Origin of the sequence: Schaalia sp. lx-260 (assembly GCF_021083645.1) — a bacterium.
In the GTDB taxonomy this organism is placed as follows: Bacteria; Actinomycetota; Actinomycetes; order Actinomycetales; family Actinomycetaceae; genus Pauljensenia.
Window position 1 is genome coordinate 239,650 of record NZ_JAJNRQ010000001.1, and the last position, 18,162, is coordinate 257,811.

Below are 18,162 nucleotides of genomic sequence, written 5' to 3' on the forward strand. Positions count from 1 at the left end.
TCCTTTCACTCAAATATGCAATACATGAGGCTCCGTAGCGCTCTTTCCGTGTGACAGCGTATTGGATGGGCGCCCCTTCAACGGATAGACACGTCGTTGAGGACGTGAGTGCCCTCAAAGAAACGAAAACAATGACCTGTCATACCCGCATCAATAAACGCTGGAAAAAACCACCAGGAATTTCGCGTAACTGTGCGGCCGTACCATTTTCAACAAGGCGACCTGCATCAATAACAAGAACAGGGGCCTCATCAGGAATACGATTCACATGATGCGAAATCTCAAGAACTGTCAAACGAGGATACGTTTGACGTAAACGCTGCCGAATAAGACGCGCAGTCTCCTCATCTAACTGGCTGGTCGCCTCATCTAAAATCAGCACATCAGGGGCACAAACCAAAGCACGTGCAATAGCCAACCGCTGCATTTGGCCGCCCGACACATTCACACCCTCAGTAGCAATAGGCTGAAGCAAACCATCCGTATGGGAACGAACCCACTGGTCTAAACCGACAACATGGAGAGCTTCCCACAGTTTGTCCTCATGCGCCTCAGGATTGGACAGCAATAAATTCTCTTTCACAGAAGCTGATAAAAGCGACGGCCTTTGCACGACAAGAGCCACACGAGAGCGCAACTGTGCGAGCGGATAATCAGACAATGCAATCCCACGATACGTAATTGAGCCACGTTCAGGATCCCAACCACGTGCCAAAAGCGCGCCGATCGTTGATTTCCCACTACCTGAAACACCAGCAACATACGTCCATGAGCCTTCAGGTAATTCCATAGAAATATCGTGCACATGTTCTGTACGGCCGTCATAACTAAAAAAGACAGAACGCATCGCCATCACAGGTGAGCCCGGCTCAGTATCTGTGCTAGGAAAATCAGAAAGAGAAGGTGACACAGCAGCCCCACCCTTGCTGCCACAGGAATTCGTTACGCTATTTTCCCCAGAAAAATGCGACTTAACGTCTACCGGCGGCTTATCGGTCACCAACGGAAGGGTTTCAATGGTACGGCGAACACGTTCAGCTGATGCAATGGCTTCATCTAAGCCATCAACGAAATCATCGACTCCACGCAAAGGCGCCCACAACGACACCCACATCAAAAGAAGCGAGACAAAATGTAAAGCCAACTCGGACAAATGCGCCCCTTGAGACAGGGGAGCAGCATAGGCGCTGAAAGCCCCTACAAGAGCAATAAGAGCGCCCAATTCCACACTCAGCAGAAGGCCAGAACGCACACTCGAACGTAAACGAATACGACGACGAACAGCCTCAGCTTGTTTTTCTGCGTGTCGCCACTGAGAAAGCCGGTGATCTTCCGCCCCGAAACTCAAGATTTCACGCACCCCCTGAATGGAATCACCAAGGTGTGTAGCAATCTGAGCGTGACATTCAGCTAAAAGCTGCTGGTCGCGCCAAGAAAGAAGTCGTCCCACAGATGGTAAACACACCATCAGCAGCGAAGCTGCTCCCATGATTACTGCATATACCCAACCGTAGGTATTTCCTGCCCACACAATGACAATCGTGGGGACAATAATGGCAGATAAAGCCGGTGGAATAGTATGAGCAAAAAAGACCTCAACGCGATCAATGTCGCGGGTAGCGCGTTCGCTGAGTTCGGCGGCAGCATTACCTTTCGTGATCGCAGGAGCTTGCGGAACAATCGCCCGGTAAAATTCGGTGCGCAACCGAGCCAACATCGTAAAAGCAACCCAATGCCCTGCGTAATGTTCCAGGTAACGCAGCAAAGCTTTGACCAGTGACAGGCCGAGCATCCACATCAGCACGGCAGATAAAGGTAAAGACAAAAGAGCTTCGTGTAACGAGGAAAGCGGCACATTCCCACGTGACGCAAAAACACTTTCAGATGAAAAAGTCCCAATATAATCCCAGTAGGCCTTGTACACAGAAAAACTGGCCAGCACGAGAATAGCGGTCATGAGCAGCTGATTTGCTATCCGCGCACAGATTGACAAGCCCCACATGAAACGAACGCCACCAGTGCGGGTGAGCAGCCACCCCAAAATGGACATCTGCGAACTACGCTCAGAAGCGGTTTGAAGGTTCTTATTCATGACTGGGCTCCATCAACTTCCGTCAAAGAACGATTACTGAGGGCATAGACGCGATCCGCGTCAGCAAGTGCGCTTTGCCGATGCGCAATCATCAGGACAGTGCGCTGATGGGCTACTCGCTGTAAAGCGTTGACGATCAGCGCTTCACCGCTCAGATCTACTTGAGATGTTGGCTCATCCAAAATGATAAGTGGCGCATGTGTGAGGAATACGCGAGCGATAGCAAGACGCTGAGCTTGCCCACCTGACAGGCAAGAACCACGATCACCAATGACAGTGTTCAAACCGTGGGGGAAAGCACGTACCTCATCGCCAAGATTCGCATAATCAAGCGCTTCGTATAGTTCAGCGTCACTGGCCTGTGGAGAAGCTAAACGCAGATTCTCTGCGATGGTGTCATTCAACAGGTAAGTGCGTTGTTCAACAACAGCAATCCGTTGAGCCAAAACGCGACGTGTCAGAGTAGTAATATCATCACCCTGTATGTAAACCTGTCCATGCGTGGGCTGAATATACCCTTGTATGAGGGAAGAAAGTGTTGATTTCCCAATTCCAGATGGGCCGACCAGCCCCACTTTTTGACCCTCGACAATTTCCCACGTCACATTTTCAAGTAGAGCAGGGGCCTCATCCCAAGAAACTGTCACATCCTGCAAAAAGACAGCAGGTGGTTCAGAAGAAAAATCTGCTGGCCTATCGTGCTGATTCTGAGAGGAAACACCAGCAGCGGAAGCAACATTTTCACGTGCAACACGAGGAACAGCATCTGCTTCATACAAGAAAGCACTGAACTGTTTTTGAGTGGCACGCCCCCCGATACCGATATAGAAAAACTGGCCTATAAGATCAACAGGAGCTACCAGAAGCACAGTCAAAATAAAGAAAGACAGGACTTGCCCGACGCTCAAACTTCCAGCAGAGATCCCGCGAACACTCAGCACAGTAACCAGTACGAACGCTGCCAATGAAAACACAATATCCATGAAGAAAATCAATAATTGATTACCAGCAAGCAACTTCATAATACGGATACGATGACGCTCATTTTCTTGCGCTAAAGAATCAGCGTAACTATCGCCAGCGCCAGCATAAACCAGTGACTCTAACGCATTGATACCCTGCAAAAATGATTGCCTGAGCTTCATCTGCGATTCACGGAATTTTTGACCTGTGCGCGCTGTCGTATGAGTAAAAATTCGCACGAGAATAGGGCCAATAATGATGAGGGCCGCCATCAGTAGCGCAGGTATGAGCCCCACGGTCCCAGCAATTGCGATACATACGATCAGAGGGGAAGTTAAAGAAGCAACAGTTGCCGACAAGAAACCACCACGATAACGAGCCGCCCGCATAGCTCCATTCGTTGCAAGATCAAGGATTTGTCCCGCACGTTCACGGATACGCAACGGCCCTAATGTGAAACATGCGCGTTGGCTCAACTCTCGAAATACTCGCTCCGTATGCGATTGTGTGCGCAATGAATGAGCAGTAGCCAACGCTCCAGCACAACCCGCGACACTAACGGATAGGACGGCGAGCAACCACCAGAAAAAGGGCAGAGAATACCCATGCAATATGAAATCAAGACCCTGACCAACAAGAACCGCAAGGGAGCAGGAAGCTGAAACTGTGACCCATCGGTACGCGATTTGCCGGAAATTTTCTTTTCGAGGAACAATCCCCTGAACTAAAGGATGCAAAGGAGTTTTTGCTGAACTCGTATCAGGCAAAGATGTTCTAGCAGCAGAATCAGACGAAAACGCATGACGAGCAGATGAGCTTGCCGCCGGCATATGCGTACCATTGCGAGGCATTTCAGTGTCTCCCTTGGAATCAATCACCTAATGGTGGGGCGCTCGCACTATAGCCGCGTGCAAATGAGGCGTGTCCTCAGCGTTCACATGTGGGCCTTATGGAGGGTGACCTGCGCCGGTGCGATAGAGGCAGTAAGGACTTACCTATTTTTCTGCGTATCTACATACAAGGCTATGGTTACCCTCAGTACGAACCTTCCTAGGGTATCGTCTGAATGAGCCACGCGATAGTGCCCAAAAGCTATTCTGACGTTCCGTAATAAAGTGTCTGAACAATGTCACAAAGACTAAGACTTGACATATGCGCATACCTGCGAGCTGATATATAAAAAACTTCCGTGTTTCCAAGAAACTGAAAACACGGAAGCTCACGTGGACAATTGCTACTGCAAGGGGAATTCCTTGGAGAATTTATCGCCAGAGAATGTCCCTGAAATCTTCACAGTTACCGGTGAAGTTTCATCTGAGAGCACGTAGCCTTTCACAAAGCCCAATGTTCCGCCCGGCTGAATTTCTTTCATCATGTCGGTAGCATCATAACCTTCAGGTTTTTCACTGAAATAGATGGCACTATCTAACTCAACACCATTTTGGAAGACCTGAATGCGGTAATCAAAAATATTGGATTCTTTATCCTTCTGATTATTCGTTACTTCCAGCCCCACAGCGACAGTGGGCTTTGATTCATGGTCAGCAACTGACTTAGTAACGGAAGTAATCTTGATGTGGTACTTGCCGTCAGCAACATCACCTTCAGCTGCCTCAGCGTCAGAAGCGGTTTTTGCTGCAGTGTTGGCTGGTTTTTCGGCAGGAGCAGACTCCGCCTTATCTGATTGAGCTGAGGTGCTTCGTGCAGAAACAGAGGACTGTAATGACTCTGCTGCTGAGTTCAATGCTTTAGCAAATAAATGCTGTGTGCCAAGGGTAATTGCGATACTCAAAACAGCTACGACAACAGTCGCGATAGCAAGGCCCCTGCCTTGACGCTTTCCTTGTGGTTTAGTGGCAATGACAGCGACAATGCCGAGGATCAGGGCAATCCCGCCAAGGAAGAAAGCGAAATTATTAATGATCGGAACCCAACTGATGACTAGCGCAAGAATGCCAAGGATGAGGCCAGCGATTCCAGAAACGGTTGTTGACTTGTGAGTAGCTCCATTGCTATACGTTGGTGAAACACCGCTCTCAGGAACTACAGGGGGGGGGTACTCATATTGTTATCCTCCGAGGTCGAAAAGCCCTCAAAGCGTAGGGCTGTTAGTGAGTATAGTGTTTTTTCGCTGTACGGGAAAGTAAGAACAAAGTAAGAACGCTGTCTGAGCGAGTATGTAACGACGAGATTATTTCAGGCCCTGTGAAACAGTACGCAAAAACTTGGAAGAATCTCATGGGCTGAAAGTCCCAAAAAATCTGGATTGCGGTATATAGTGGACAAGTACGTTTCCCCTCAAGGAGGTCAAAGATGTCTTTCTTGTCCGATCGAATCGATCGTGCAGTTACACAAGCTCACGCATGGATCGAGGCATCTCGGCAATATCCCACACCCCGCTCTGCGCAACTACTCGCGGAAGTACTCGACCACCCAGACGGCCTCGAATACACCGTCGCCTTCGTTGATGACGTGATTCGACCTGAAGACAAAAAAGTTGCAGCCGCCCACCTGAAAAACCTCGCACAGAAAGACACCTCTTTCTTACCTTCCTACCTGAGCGCCCCCGCAGCTATTGGCGGCCGCCTCGCTCCTTTAGCGCCCAAACTTGCCGCCGCAACAGCAAATAAAGTATTCGCTGCCCTCGTCGGAGATCTAGTCCTCGATGTCACACCCGACAAACTCGGCCGCGCAATAGCGAAACTTCGTGCAGACGGCTCACGACTCAACCTGAACCTCCTAGGCGAAGCAGTCCTCGGTGACGAAGAAGCAGCCCGCCGTATGGCTGACACGCGAGAACTCATTGAACGAGACGACGTGGATTACGTTTCACTGAAAGTATCCGCAGTTATTGGCCCACACGCGCCTTTCGGACACGCCGCAGCAGTGAAAGACGCAGTTGAAAAACTGCTCCCCATGTACCGGATAGCAAAAGAAAAAAACACTTTCATCAACCTTGACATGGAAGAATACAAAGACCTCGACCTGACAATCGATGTCTTTACACGCATCCTTGATATGGAGGAATTCCTACACTACCGCGCCGGTATCGTGCTACAAGCCTATTTACCTGACACTCTTGAACGCCTCAACTACCTCACACAATGGTCTCAAGCTCGCCGCGCACGCGGAGGCGCTCCCATTAAAGTCCGGATCGTTAAAGGCGCGAACCTATCAATGGAACGAGTCGATGCCATCATTCACGGCTGGGAACTCACAGTACAACCCTCCAAATGCGACACAGACGCGAACTACTTAACCGTCCTTGATACGGCCCTCACACCTGAACGACTGGACGCAGTCAATATTGGAATCGCAGGGATGAACCTCTTTACCATCGCCTTCGGACTGGAAACAATGCGCGAACGCGGCGTAACCAGCGGTGTGGACTTCGAAATGCTTTCAGGTATGGCAACACCACAATCTCACGCAATACGTGACACCGTAGGGTCGGTCCTGTACTACGTCCCAGTTGTCCGGCCAGAAGAATACGACGTAGCAGTGGCCTACCTTGTTCGACGACTCGAAGAAAATGCAACCCCTGATAACTTCATGTCGAATGTTTTTGACCTGGATACCGCCGACACGGTCCTCCTTGAAGAACAACGCTTCCGCCGAGCTGCCGACCAAGCGGAAAAACTCATCCACGGGCCTCGTCGTAAACAAAATCGCTGTGAAGGCACAGAACTTTTACCCGGTGTTGAGAACTCACGCGACACAGACCCATCACTGCACGCCAATATTGCCTGGGCAGAGGACATCGCGAGCCGAGTAACAACTTCACGTTTAGGTGAAGATATTGTTGCTGAACACACCGTGAACTCCCCCGAAGAAGCAGAAAACCTTGTAGCCTCTGTAGCAAAAGCCGCGCAAAAATGGGCACAAACCCCCGCAGCGCAACGCGCAGAAATCCTACGGAACGTCGCGCAATCTTTCGAGGACCACCGAGCAGAACTCATCGAAGTCGCCGCAAGCGAAGCAGGGAAAGCTGTCGATCAAGGTGACGTGGAAGTTTCTGAGGCCGTTGACTTTGCCACCTATTACGCGCAACTGGCTCTTGACCTTGAAGCCCTCGAAGGCGCTGAATACACGCCCGTCAAAACCACGCTCATCACACCACCATGGAACTTCCCGCTTTCCATACCTGCTGGTGGTGTACTTGCAGCTCTCGCATCAGGCTCAGGGGCCATTTTGAAGCCAGCGAACCTGACCCAACGCACTGGCGCCTACATCGCTCACCTGATGTGGGAAGCCGGTGTACCACGTGACGTTCTGGCCTTAGCAATTGCCGCTGAAAACGTGTGCGGACAAACCCTGGTTGAAAAATCCGATCAAGTAATCCTCACAGGATCTATCGACACCGCACGTCTTTTCCGCTCATGGCGACCAAACCTACGCCTATTTGCTGAAACATCAGGGAAAAACTCAATCATTGTGACACCGCACGCAGATATCGACCTCGCGGTGAAAGACGTTGTTGCTTCCGCTTTCGGGCACGCCGGACAAAAATGCTCAGCCGCGTCCTTAGTGATTCTCGTAGGCTCGGTCGGATACTCACGTCGCTTCCAACGTCAGCTCATTGATGCGGTTCGTTCCTTGAAACTAGGCTACCCTGATGATCTTTCAGCGCAAATGGGGCCAATGGTTGAAGCACCTCACGGCAAACTGCTCAGCGGCCTGACAACTCTAGGTGAAGGCGAAGCATGGGCAATCAAACCACGCCAGATCAGCGATACGCTGTGGAGCCCAGGCGTGCGCGTCAATGTGAAACCTGGCAGCGAATACCACCTGACAGAATACTTCGGTCCGATCCTTGGTGTTATGCGCGCTGATACGTTAGAGCAAGCTATGCAATGGCAAAATGCGGTGGATTTCGGCCTGACAGCAGGTATCCACTCGCTGGAGCCCACCGAAGTAGAAATCTGGCTTGCAGGTGTCGAAGCTGGAAACGTATACATCAACCGCACCATCACCGGAGCAATTGTGCGTCGTCAGCCCTTCGGCGGCTGGAAACGCTCATGCGTGGGGAGCGGAACGAAAGCTGGAGGGCCGAACTACCTGATCGGCCTCGGCCATGTCAAAGATGCTCCACTGGCACCTACAGGACGTTCTTTGAATATCCCGATCTTCCGCAAGACTTTAAGTGCCATTACTCAATGCCCACATGCAGATACGGACCGTATAACAGCCATGCTTGAAAGCATGGAGGAAGCTATCGCCACGCATTTTTGTGCTGAAGATGTCTGTGCTTTAGGTGTAGAAAAGAACGTCCTGCGATATCTGCCAGAAGAAAATGTAGTGATCCGTGGCGGTGACAACCTCACCGATGCTATAGCTCTTGCGGTAGGCGCGTTAGCGGTCGGCGCAACACCAGTACTGTCATGTGCCACAGAGATGCCACGCCCAATGGCTGAATTCCTACAAGAAAACGGGGTGAATGTGCTGACGGAAAGCGCTGAGGTTTTCCTGAACCGAGCAGCGGCTTTAGCACATAACCCACGCGGTGTGCGCTACCGTGTACTCGATGGGCAAGCTGACGCTGTAGCACAAGCAGTTCAGGGGAGTGTTGATGTTGCTATTTACTCTGAACCGGTGACTCACTGTGGTCGTGTTGAACTGTTGCCTTTCCTGAAAGAACAGTCAGTATCAGCAACAAATCATCGTTTCGGTAATCCGACGCAATTGCTCAACGGAATTCTCTGACCTTCATACTTCTGTTTTCCTTTGCACCGGTGGGGCAGGGTCCTTCGTGGCTCTGCCCTGCTTCTTACATTGATAGGGATTTTATGTGCCTTAAAAATGTACTTCCTCGGCGCTTCCAAGAGACTGAATGAATCAGGCGCACTACCGTTAAAGGGTGCCTACGTTTTTTTCACGTCCAACAAGTGTAAATACGCGACATGCAGATACAGCGGCCACTGAAAAAAGCCTGACATCTGATCGTCCTTTCGCTATGAACAACGCCATTGAGCAATGGCGTGACGATCTTGCGCGCATTACCGCAGATGAGGGAGGGGACAGTGCGCCACGCCTGACAATCGGTACTGCCCACCCCGGAGGATTAGCGCAACTATACGCACATCACACGACACGATTGTCTAATCTGGTGCGTGAACCCGCATCACAGCAACGCGCAATGGAACGGGCACGCACCATCATTGCGCGCGCAGAAGACCTCACCATTCATCACGGCGTAGGACCCGTCCACTTATCAATCGGCAGAGCCTCATGGACCCAAAACGGGCAACGCATGTCCTCAGCCGTATTCTTACGTCCACTCCATTTAGAAAAAGACGGAGACGATGTTCTTTTAACGCTTCGCTCCGGAACAACACTGGCTCCTGTGATTCATGAGGCCTTAACAGCTTCAGGTGTTCACATCGACTTAGAAAAACTTCTCACACAAGCCACAACAGTTCACGGTTTTTCTTCAACGAAGGCTCTTGCAGCACTACGTGAAGCAGCTTCACGCTTAGAAAACTTTAACTTAACAGATGAACTGATTCTAGGAATCTTTGAGCATCCGGCTTCCACTTTACTTCGAGAACTGACCCAATCAAACCCGCTTTTGAGCACTCCACTTATCCGCGCCCTTGCAGGGGAAGTAGAAGCTCAAAAAAACTTCGCCGCGCCTTTACCTGAACCAAATCCTCATGATCGTGACCCGTGGAAAGAACGCGGCGCAGGTGACCTGACACCCCAACAACAAGACGTTGTAGAAACAGTGGCCGCAGGCCGTTCCCTCGTCATCAATGTTCCTGAAGGAGCCGACGGTGGAACAATACTTGGTGCCCTGCTTGCTGACGCTGCAGCGCACGGCCGAAGCACCCTCCATATCGCAGGCTCCCCCTCGCGAACAGCACGAGCTGAAGCACGATTACGTGAACTAGGCCTTGACGAAATTGCTGTCCGCATTGACGGAAGCACCGAAAGCGCAGACATTATGCGTGACCGTTTAACCGGTGCAATCGTTGATACGACAGGGGTGGAAGACCCCGCTCAAGTAGATGACATGCGTAAGCAACTTGTTCAAGTACGACATATGCTTTCGCAACACATGACGCATTTACATAAACCCTTCCACGAATTTGGTGTGAGCGCTTTTGATGCACTTCAAGTCCTCACAGACCTCACAGGCGCACATCCGAAACCACGCACAAAAGTACGATTACGTGAAGAAGTCCTTTTAGATATTGCTTCAGACCGAGGCGAACGAGCACGTACCCTGCTGCACCGGGCAGCGACATTAGGAATTTTTTCTCGCTCAACCACGCACGGCGCGTGGAAAGGCATTGTGATTAATTCACATGAACAAGTCGAAGAAATCCTGACACGTGTTCAACGCTTATCAAAAGAAACCCTCCCAGCCTTACAGGGATATATCGCTGCTGTTGCCCGCGAAACCAAGATCCGCCCTGCAGAATCAATGGCAGCTTGGGAAGCTCAGCTTGCTATGTTCGCCGGAGTACGTGACGTTCTTCAAGTCTTTCAACCAAAAATATTTGAACGCTCCGCAGCCGATATGGTTTTTGCCACCGCTTCACGGCAATGGCGTAACAGTCATGGGATTTCCATGTCTCGCGCTGCACGGGGGCGCCTTGTCAAACAAGCAAAAGAAATGCTGCGCCCAGGAATCACAGTGAAAGACCTCCACAAGGAGCTTTTGCTTGTCCAAGAACGGCGTGACGTGTGGCGTCATCACTGTGACGCAGACGGTTGGCCGACTCTGCCGCAACATATGGATGAAATCTTGCAAGTTACCCAGCAGGTACGTGACGATTTTGAATGGCTGTCACCTATTTTCTCGACAGTTCACCCAGAAATGTTACGTATGCCTTTAGATGAGGTGACCCGTATCTTTGATCGTCTGGCGGCTGACCCTGAAGGGGCGCATGAACTGCCGAAACGTGTTGCCGTCCTCAAAGCACTCACAGATTTAGGGCTGGACGGCCTTACGCAGGATTTACGCCAGAGGCATATTCAGCCTGAACACATTGACGCTGAACTTGACCTCGCATGGTGGGCCTCAATTTTAGCTTTGATGATTGCTGCAGATCCGTCTCTTGGTGGTTTTGACCCTGTTCATCTTGAAACGGCTTTAGCGCAGGGCCGTGACCTTGATAAAGAACAAGTAGCAACACTTGCTCCGCAAACCATTAGTCAGCTTCGTCGTATGCGCCGCACGGCTTTAGCTGGAGCGCCTGACGCTCAAACGGATATTCAAACGGTCCTTGCAGGCAACGCTCATCCGGCTGATGTATACGCTCAACACCCTCTGGTGAGGCGACTTATTCCTGTGGCCTTGACAGTTCCGACACTTGTTCCGTGGATTTTGCCAGGTCAGGCACGGATTGACTTGCTGATTCTCGATGATATCGACATGCTTCCCCTAGCGGAATTGATCCCAATTATTGCGCGAGCAGAACAAGTCGTCTTGATCGCTGATGTGGATTCTGCCCGTGTTGGTGAGGCTGTACAGCAGATCGCTTCAGTTTTACCGACGATGCATATTCGCGTAGCGCCTACACGTTTGAACGACCAAGTGGCATTGCTATTGGCGCGTCACGGTATTGGTCATACAGGTGTGCCAATTCCTTGGACAACTGCGACGGCCCCGGTAACAGCCCTGTGGACGGAGGGGACAGGTATGCCTGCTCCCGGTGCTCATGCGGTGGAATCAACGTCGCAGGAAGTATCTGCAGTGGTCGAATCCGTTGTGGCTCACGCTGTTGAACAGCCTGAACGTAGCCTTATGGTGATTGCTTTGAATACGCGACATGCAGAACGTATTAAGGATGCGATTCACCGTGCTATCGCCACCGAAGTAGGGGTTGCGTCTTTCTTTGACCAGGCTGTGGTGGAACCATTCGTTGTTGTTGACCCGCAACAAGCGCGCGGTCTGAGCCGTGATCGTGTGATTATTTCTGTTGGTTTTGCAAAGACCCCGCATGGTCGTATTCTGCATGATTTCGGTATCTTCTCAACGCCTCAAGGCGTGAAGCATATGTGTGCCGTACTGTCGTGTGTCCGTGGCGATATGACCATTATTTCCTCTGTTCGCTCTGAGGAAATTGATCGTGCTCGTGTGAGCGCTCAGGGTGCCCAAATGCTGGTGGACCTGCTAGAAATCGCTCAAGGGCAGTCAGGGCGCGGGAATGATGCGTGGCCGACATTGGAAGCGGCTCCAGATCGTTTACTGGTCGATTTAGCGGAGCGTCTGTATGGCATGGGCTTGGAAGTAGTGCCGAATGTGGGTATTCCCGGAGGTTTACGTATTCCGTTAGCTATTGGGCATCCTGAGGTTCCGGGTCGCCTACTTGTCGCAGTTTTGACTGACGATGAAGAATACGTTGCGGAGCCGTCTTTGCGTATGCGTGATCGTTTGCTTCCTGCAATGTTAGAAGCCCAAGGATGGAAGGTGTACACGGCTTTATCTATGCCGGTATTCATTGATCCGGGGAAGGAAGCCGATTCTATTGTTCAGCTGGTTCTTGATGCTGTTGATGAGGTGAATGATTCACTTATTCAGGAAGTGGAAGTACCGCAGGTAGATGATGACATTGTGGAGGAAACAGTTATTTCTGTTGTCCCTTCTCAGGCTGAACGTGAAGCTGATGGTCTGCGCTTACGTCATGATGAAGTATCACAGGAAGTGTTGGCTCATGCTTTGCCAACAGAAAAACCTCTGGTGGTTACTCCGTCGCTGTCTGCGCGTAGTCCACGTCCGCCTATTGCTCAGGGCTTACCTTTAGCGGCTTACGGTGATGACCAGTTGGATGAATTAGCGCTGTGGGTACGTTCTGATGGTGTGGAACGCACAGATGATGAACTTGTTGAAGAATTACGTTCAGCGTTAGATTTACGTCGGCGTGGCGCTCAGTCGGATGCTGTTTTACGTAATGTTGTGCGTCGTACTGCGCCTACATCTCAACTCTCGCAAGAATCGCAGCAAGATGCTGGCGTTGAAGGGAACGCGGATCATTACGAGTGACGGGGCAAGGGCGTGACGCAGGAAAATGAAACCATAGCAGGTGATCGAGCTGTGGCAGGCAGGGCGACTCAGTATGCTCAAGGGCCGCGGAAACGTCGTCGTGTTGTTATGCTCAGTAAGGTAGATCAGCGTTTACGTGAACATGGTTTGCCTGTGTCATGGGATGAGTGTGCAGGAGCCGCGCATGTTGCGGCTCGTTTATCACGTGTATCTGAAATGAATGTAGGGGTCCCGCTTGGTGGCACAGGGAAAATAGGGGAGCCTCAGGGTGGGAATGAGCAGCGTTTACGCGAGGAAGTTCCCCCTCACTGGCATATGCCTTTGTAGGTATTTCAGTGGGTTTTCTACTGTGATAGGGCAGCTAAAGCGCGAGAGGGATGGTGCTGGGTGCTTGTGGTGCTTCTACGAAAAGGCACAAGTGTGTGAGTATAAAAGGATTATGTGAGCATAAGCCGCCCGTGAAAGGGAGTGTGAACAACCCTTTCTTTACAGCGCTTTCTGCCACCAAATAAGCCACCCGTGAAAGGAAATGCGCCTCCCCGTACACTCAACGATATCCCGAACGTCAAACAAGCCAGCCGTGAAAGGGCGTGCGGGTATAAAGCGCGACGTATGGGACAAAAACGTATGGGACAAAAAGTGAGGCCCACCGAATACCATGCGGTAAGTGGCGGGCCGTACTGCTTTCGTAGAGGCTCTATGAAAGATCACTTCTTTGCAGTGAGAGCATCACGAATTTCTGTGAGAAGCTGAATTTCTGCTGAAGGTTCTGCGGCGGCTTCTTCAACAGCTTCTTTTACTGCTTGGCGTTCCTTGAACTTATTCATTGGCAGAACAATAACAAAGTACACTGACCCAGCGATCAGCAGGAAGTTCACAATAGCGGTAATGATTGTGCCCGGCTGGATGAGGGTGCCATTGATGGTGAATTCAAGGACATTATCGAAACTTGGCTTGCCAATGATGGAAGCAATCAGTTGCGTGATGAGGTTGGAGACAGCATTCACGATAGGAGTGAAGGCAGCGCCGATGATAACCGCAACCGCTAGGTCAATGACATTTCCACGGGAAATAAAATCTCGGAATCCTTTAAGCATCATCATTTTCTTTCTATAGAGGGGGTGGTCCTCCACGCGAATGGAGAACTACGCTCAATATGCCGCCCCCAGCGTAGCCTAAGACTTTTTCCGTGTCGCTACCGGGAAGGCGAAGGATAATTTTTCGTTGAGCGGAAGAAGCCCAGCTTGTTCCCTCTTTGGCAGCAGAAGATACGACGTAAATATTTTGGGCGATACGTGTGGCTGCGCACTCAGAAGAATCGCATGATGAAGGTAAAGCCCAGATATCTACAAGGTCCCCATTTTCGAGTTCTGGGGTATGTGCCGCGTCAATGAGCAGGGGAATATCTGCAAAGCCGGGTGGAATAGCGCGTCCTGCAGGAGAAGCTGCTAAAAGGGATTCTGTGAGTATTGTCCCTGCTTTCAAGGAGATGCCATCCCACATTTCAGGAAGGACAGCATTTGGAGAAAGAAAATCCTCTGGAACATAACGAGAAGGAACTGGTACGGTTTTTAATGCGCCTTCTTCAATACGTGTTCCTGTGATAAGGGGACGGGCAGCTATGAGGACGTGACGCTCTTGCGTAGGCCAGAAGACATAAAGAGCAGCAGCCAAAGCCGTCACGATGGTGAGCCCGTACAGGAAACGCCGCACAAGGGGCCAAGTATGTAAGAACCTCATAGGAATAGCAGAGCATATCCCCAAGAACACCAGAGATTTTTATAAGCATTCTGTGGAAAAAATGATGTACAGAATTGCCATCTGTGGATAGAGGGTATGAAAACACAGTGTTCCCTGATACTGATAAAGGATTTTCGCTTTCACTAGGTGGAGATTGCAGTTCAGTATCTTTACTTTTTATCTGTGGTGAAGTACTACCCACGTTGAAGGCGCACCTGCGGTGAAGCATATGCTGAATATGAAACTGAAAGACCAGATAAGGACAATTCAATGCGGAAGCAAAAGAACATCAGAGTAACGGATCACGCAATTTATTCACAATCGCATAGCGGGTCGGTGTGAGAAAAGCATGTACAGGAATATCATGCCTTTCACGGGGCAAAGAACCCGCAGGCAACACCGCCTCATCATGTGCGACAGCAATAATGGGCACATGAGGAGGTACATGAGGTAAGACTCGGTCATACCAGCCCCCACCTTGTCCTAAACGAGTTCCAGATAAATCCACAGCAAGACAGGGAACTAATACGACTAAGGAACGAGCAATAGCTGTAGGCGACATGACATTTCCACGAGGTTGTGCAGGAGCGCGCTCAGGTTTCCATAAGCAACCATCAGGACCGCTCTCATACAAAGCCCAGCGAGGAGTATCGTATGGACGCCCCTCATCATCAACGAGTGCAGGTAAAAGACAAGGACGTGAATTTTCAACAATCGCACGCACATCAGGTTCATGAGCAGTAGGAAAAAATACAGTAGGAATACCCTCTGAATCAGGCAGAAGCATCTGATGACATAAGGAACGCCATAACTTCAGGAGAGCGTCAGCTTCAGTAGTATCAGGAATACGCTTGTTTCGTAGAGCACGAAAATGAGCCCGCAATACGTTCTTTTCCTGTGTCACTGCTTTGCCCCTCACTTTGCTCTGCTAGTCTGGCAATTATGCCAGAACACGCTCACCATGTATGCCACACGGCGCATCCTGCTACAAACGAAGGAACGTGTTTCTTGCCCGCAACGAAAGTAAAACCTCAAAGAATATTCCCAATTATTGGCCGCCACACACATCAATACGCGGCCACTGAAGCAACCGGCGTAGGGATGGGGATACCTTTTCGAGACACACAGGACCAAAAGATAACGAAACCAACCCGGTCCTTCCCCTTAAAAACTTATGCTCGACACTGAAAAACATGCTTTAGTCAAAGTGAATACAAAAGCCACTGAACCCACAGAAGCTGAAAGGACGACATGCGTACTGTTGCTGATTTTTATCAAGATTGTATCGCCGCTGTCAGTCAACAACCTCCCCTCGATGTCCAACTCGCAGACGCAGTGTCCTGCGTCCTAGCTGAGGATGTGGAAGCTCCTTTTGACCTGCCCGTAGCTGATCTTGCTGGCTGTGACGGATACGCGGTCATCGCCGCTGACCTGGAAGGAGCACGTCCGGATGCTCCCATCCATTTACCAGTTATCGAAGAAGTCTGTGCCGGTGACGTGAATCCTGCCGCGCTGATACCAGGCAACGCTATCCGTATCGCCTCGGGTGCTCCTATGCCCGCCGGAGCCAATGCGGTACTTGCACTCGATTTCACCGATCACGGTATATCGCAGGTGGCAGCACGTACCCAGCCCGCAGTCGGTGAAAATATTCGTCGCCGCGCTGAAGACGTTGAAGAAGGCCGGGTTGTTTTACGTAAAGGAACGCGTGTTGGCGCTCGCCAAGTCGCATTACTTGCGGGAGTGGGACGCTCGCGTGTTTTAGTTCACCCCCGTCCGCGCGTAGTCATCCTTTCAATCGGAGATGAAATTGTTGAGCCAGGTCAACAAGCACGTCCAGGCACTGTTTTTGATGCGAACGGTCACGCGTTATCAACCGCTATCGCAGATGCAGGTGCCCAGACTTTCCGTGTCGCTGCGGTTCCTGACGAACGTAAAGCACTGCGTGAAACCATAGAAGACCAGCTTGTTCGTGCAGATTTGATTCTCACAACCGGTGGAATCTCCTACGGTTCAGGCGATACCGTGCGTGAAGTGTTAGGTGCGTTGGGTACTGTTCGCTTTGATAATGTCGCAGCCTGGCCCGGCCACATCCTTGGTGTGGGAACAGTAGGGGTAAATACGGATGGGAGTGGCGGCGTCCCCATTTTCTGTCTACCAGGTGACCCTGTTTCAGCTCAAGTATGTTTTGAAGTGTACGTGCGTCCAGCTTTACGTCATATGCAAGGGTGGACGGCTTTAAGTCGCCCGAGCGTTCGCGCACGTGTTGATCGTTCATGGTATTCCCCTCGTGGTCGGCGCGAATTTGTGCGAGTGCGTTTACTGGGTGATCCTCGCAGCGGTTACCAAGCGAAAGTGATGGGCGCTCCGGCTTCCTTGCTTTTATCCGCATTGGCCGATTCAAATGCTTTAGCCGTTGTTCCAGAAGAAGTAACGAATGTGCGTGCCGGTGATGAACTGCAGTGCATGGTTCTTGAATAAAAGAAAAGCATGAGGGGCGTTTCCTCGTCGCTTTTAACTGTCACTGGCCGCTGTCAGTCATCATGCCAATAGGTGAGGAAATATCGCATGGGATTTTTCCGTCGGACACACGTGTGGGGGCAATCGCCGCGCACCTATGAGTTGCGTGTAGATTCACCGGTCGCACGCGGATATATTCACCCTTTCCAGGGCCAGAAAGATCCCCGTACTTTAGTGATGCGTCCTATTGTGGGTTCTGACCATATGCGTGTGGATGCTGTGCGGCGCGCCAACTATCAATGGTTGGAACCGTGGGAAGCTACTTTACCGCCGGAAAACAATCAACCTTTTACGTCAATGGCGGCATTTATTCGACGCTCGGATCGGTTACAAGCTCGCTCGCAGGCTCTTTTCATGCAGGTTCAACTCGATGAGGAAATTGTCGGCCAGTTTTCGTTGAGTAACGTGCAGTGGGACGCTGCATGTATGGGCTCACTGGGATACTGGATATCAGCGAAAGTAGCTGGACGAGGTATCGGAGCTTCCTGTGCTGCGATGATGATGGATTTAGCTTTAGGTGAATTGGGTTTACATCGTGTTGAAGTGTGTGTACGCCCGGAAAATGTGCGTTCTTTAGAATTGTGTCGGCGGATTGGATTAATTCGTGAGGGACTACGGCCTCGATATCTGCATATCGCTGGCCAATGGGCAGATCACGTGGCATGGTATGCGGATCAAGAATCAATGCCTGAAGGCGGGTACGTGATGGCTTTGATGCGTGCACGCGGGTTTGCGTGAGAAAGACGTGCGTAGGCGCGTTGTCAAACAGTCTCGGCGGCCCTATGCGGCAGAGCTTGGAGTGTGTGCCTGCGCATCACGAAACGGCTTTTAGATGATGTATGAGGGACCAGTGGGG

Annotated in this window: 11 protein-coding genes; 5 read left to right on the plus strand and 6 right to left on the minus strand. The window is 50.9% G+C overall.

Translation table 11 applies throughout. The annotated features are described in order from the left end of the window. Positions 1-139 precede the first annotated feature (139 nt). The 3 genes from LRP57_RS00970 to LRP57_RS00980 all read right to left on the minus strand — a co-directional run bounded on the left by LRP57_RS00970 (position 140) and on the right by LRP57_RS00980 (position 4,847). On the minus strand, positions 140-2,092 hold the full coding sequence (locus LRP57_RS00970; RefSeq protein ID WP_231204174.1) for an amino acid ABC transporter ATP-binding/permease protein: 1,953 nt from the start codon (positions 2,090-2,092) through the stop codon (positions 140-142). Then, positions 2,089-3,906, minus strand: coding sequence for an ATP-binding cassette domain-containing protein (locus LRP57_RS00975; protein ID WP_231204176.1), 1,818 nt, complete (start codon positions 3,904-3,906; stop codon positions 2,089-2,091). The genes LRP57_RS00970 and LRP57_RS00975 overlap by 4 nt, the downstream gene beginning before the upstream one ends. Positions 3,907-4,289: 383 nt before the next feature. Next, positions 4,290-4,847 carry a DUF5067 domain-containing protein gene (locus tag LRP57_RS00980; protein WP_231204178.1) on the minus strand — a complete coding sequence of 186 codons (558 nt, stop codon included), beginning with the start codon at positions 4,845-4,847 and terminating at the stop codon, positions 4,290-4,292. 521 nt (positions 4,848-5,368) lie between these two features. On the opposite strand from LRP57_RS00980, the gene LRP57_RS00985 reads away from it, so the two are divergent. From LRP57_RS00985 to LRP57_RS00995, 3 genes are all read left to right on the plus strand, one after another. Beyond that, a complete protein-coding gene (locus tag LRP57_RS00985) occupies positions 5,369-8,758 on the plus strand; it encodes a bifunctional proline dehydrogenase/L-glutamate gamma-semialdehyde dehydrogenase (protein ID WP_231204180.1) in 3,390 nt (1,129 codons plus the stop codon). Between the two features lie 154 nt (positions 8,759-8,912). Continuing rightward, entirely contained in the window at positions 8,913-13,046 is a 4,134-nt protein-coding gene (locus tag LRP57_RS00990; RefSeq protein WP_231204182.1) for a prevent-host-death family protein, read from the plus strand. A 12-nt stretch (positions 13,047-13,058) separates the two neighbouring features. After that, positions 13,059-13,373, plus strand: coding sequence for a hypothetical protein (locus LRP57_RS00995; RefSeq protein ID WP_231204184.1), 315 nt, complete (start codon positions 13,059-13,061; stop codon positions 13,371-13,373). 380 nt (positions 13,374-13,753) lie between these two features. Here the strand turns inward: LRP57_RS00995 and mscL are convergent, their stop codons facing one another. From mscL to LRP57_RS01010, 3 genes are all read right to left on the minus strand, one after another. Next, complete coding sequence (gene mscL, locus LRP57_RS01000) at positions 13,754-14,143, minus strand: large conductance mechanosensitive channel protein MscL (RefSeq protein ID WP_231204585.1); 390 nt, start codon at positions 14,141-14,143, stop codon at positions 13,754-13,756. Between the two features lie 13 nt (positions 14,144-14,156). Then, positions 14,157-14,786 (minus strand): SAF domain-containing protein, encoded by a 630-nt coding sequence (locus LRP57_RS01005; RefSeq protein ID WP_231204186.1) that lies wholly within the window; start codon positions 14,784-14,786, stop codon positions 14,157-14,159. 289 nt (positions 14,787-15,075) lie between these two features. Continuing rightward, the gene (locus LRP57_RS01010; protein WP_231204188.1) at positions 15,076-15,690 is read right to left on the minus strand and encodes a 5-formyltetrahydrofolate cyclo-ligase; all 615 of its coding nucleotides are present in this window, start codon (positions 15,688-15,690) and stop codon (positions 15,076-15,078) included. 347 nt (positions 15,691-16,037) lie between these two features. Here LRP57_RS01010 and LRP57_RS01015 point away from each other — a divergent pair, with 347 nt between their 5' ends. Both LRP57_RS01015 and LRP57_RS01020 read left to right on the plus strand, forming a co-directional pair. Continuing rightward, positions 16,038-17,267, plus strand: a complete 1,230-nt coding sequence (locus LRP57_RS01015; protein ID WP_231204190.1) for a molybdopterin molybdotransferase MoeA — start codon at positions 16,038-16,040, stop codon at positions 17,265-17,267. 87 nt (positions 17,268-17,354) lie between these two features. Further along, complete coding sequence (locus LRP57_RS01020) at positions 17,355-18,044, plus strand: GNAT family N-acetyltransferase (RefSeq protein WP_231204192.1); 690 nt, start codon at positions 17,355-17,357, stop codon at positions 18,042-18,044. The last annotated feature ends 118 nt before the right edge of the window (positions 18,045-18,162 follow it).

Bases quoted from the DNA above. Each gene is read 5' to 3' on its own strand.
- LRP57_RS00970 (WP_231204174.1), bottom strand. From the start codon at position 2,092: ATGAATAAGAACCTTCAAACCGCTTCTGAGCGTAGTTCGCAGATGTCC.
- LRP57_RS00975 (WP_231204176.1), bottom strand. From the start codon at position 3,906: ATGCCTCGCAATGGTACGCATATGCCGGCGGCAAGCTCATCTGCTCGT.
- LRP57_RS00985 (WP_231204180.1), top strand. From the start codon at position 5,369: ATGTCTTTCTTGTCCGATCGAATCGATCGTGCAGTTACACAAGCTCAC.
- mscL (WP_231204585.1), bottom strand. From the start codon at position 14,143: ATGCTTAAAGGATTCCGAGATTTTATTTCCCGTGGAAATGTCATTGAC.
- LRP57_RS01005 (WP_231204186.1), bottom strand. From the start codon at position 14,786: ATGAGGTTCTTACATACTTGGCCCCTTGTGCGGCGTTTCCTGTACGGG.
- LRP57_RS01015 (WP_231204190.1), top strand. From the start codon at position 16,038: ATGCGTACTGTTGCTGATTTTTATCAAGATTGTATCGCCGCTGTCAGT.
- LRP57_RS01020 (WP_231204192.1), top strand. From the start codon at position 17,355: ATGGGATTTTTCCGTCGGACACACGTGTGGGGGCAATCGCCGCGCACC.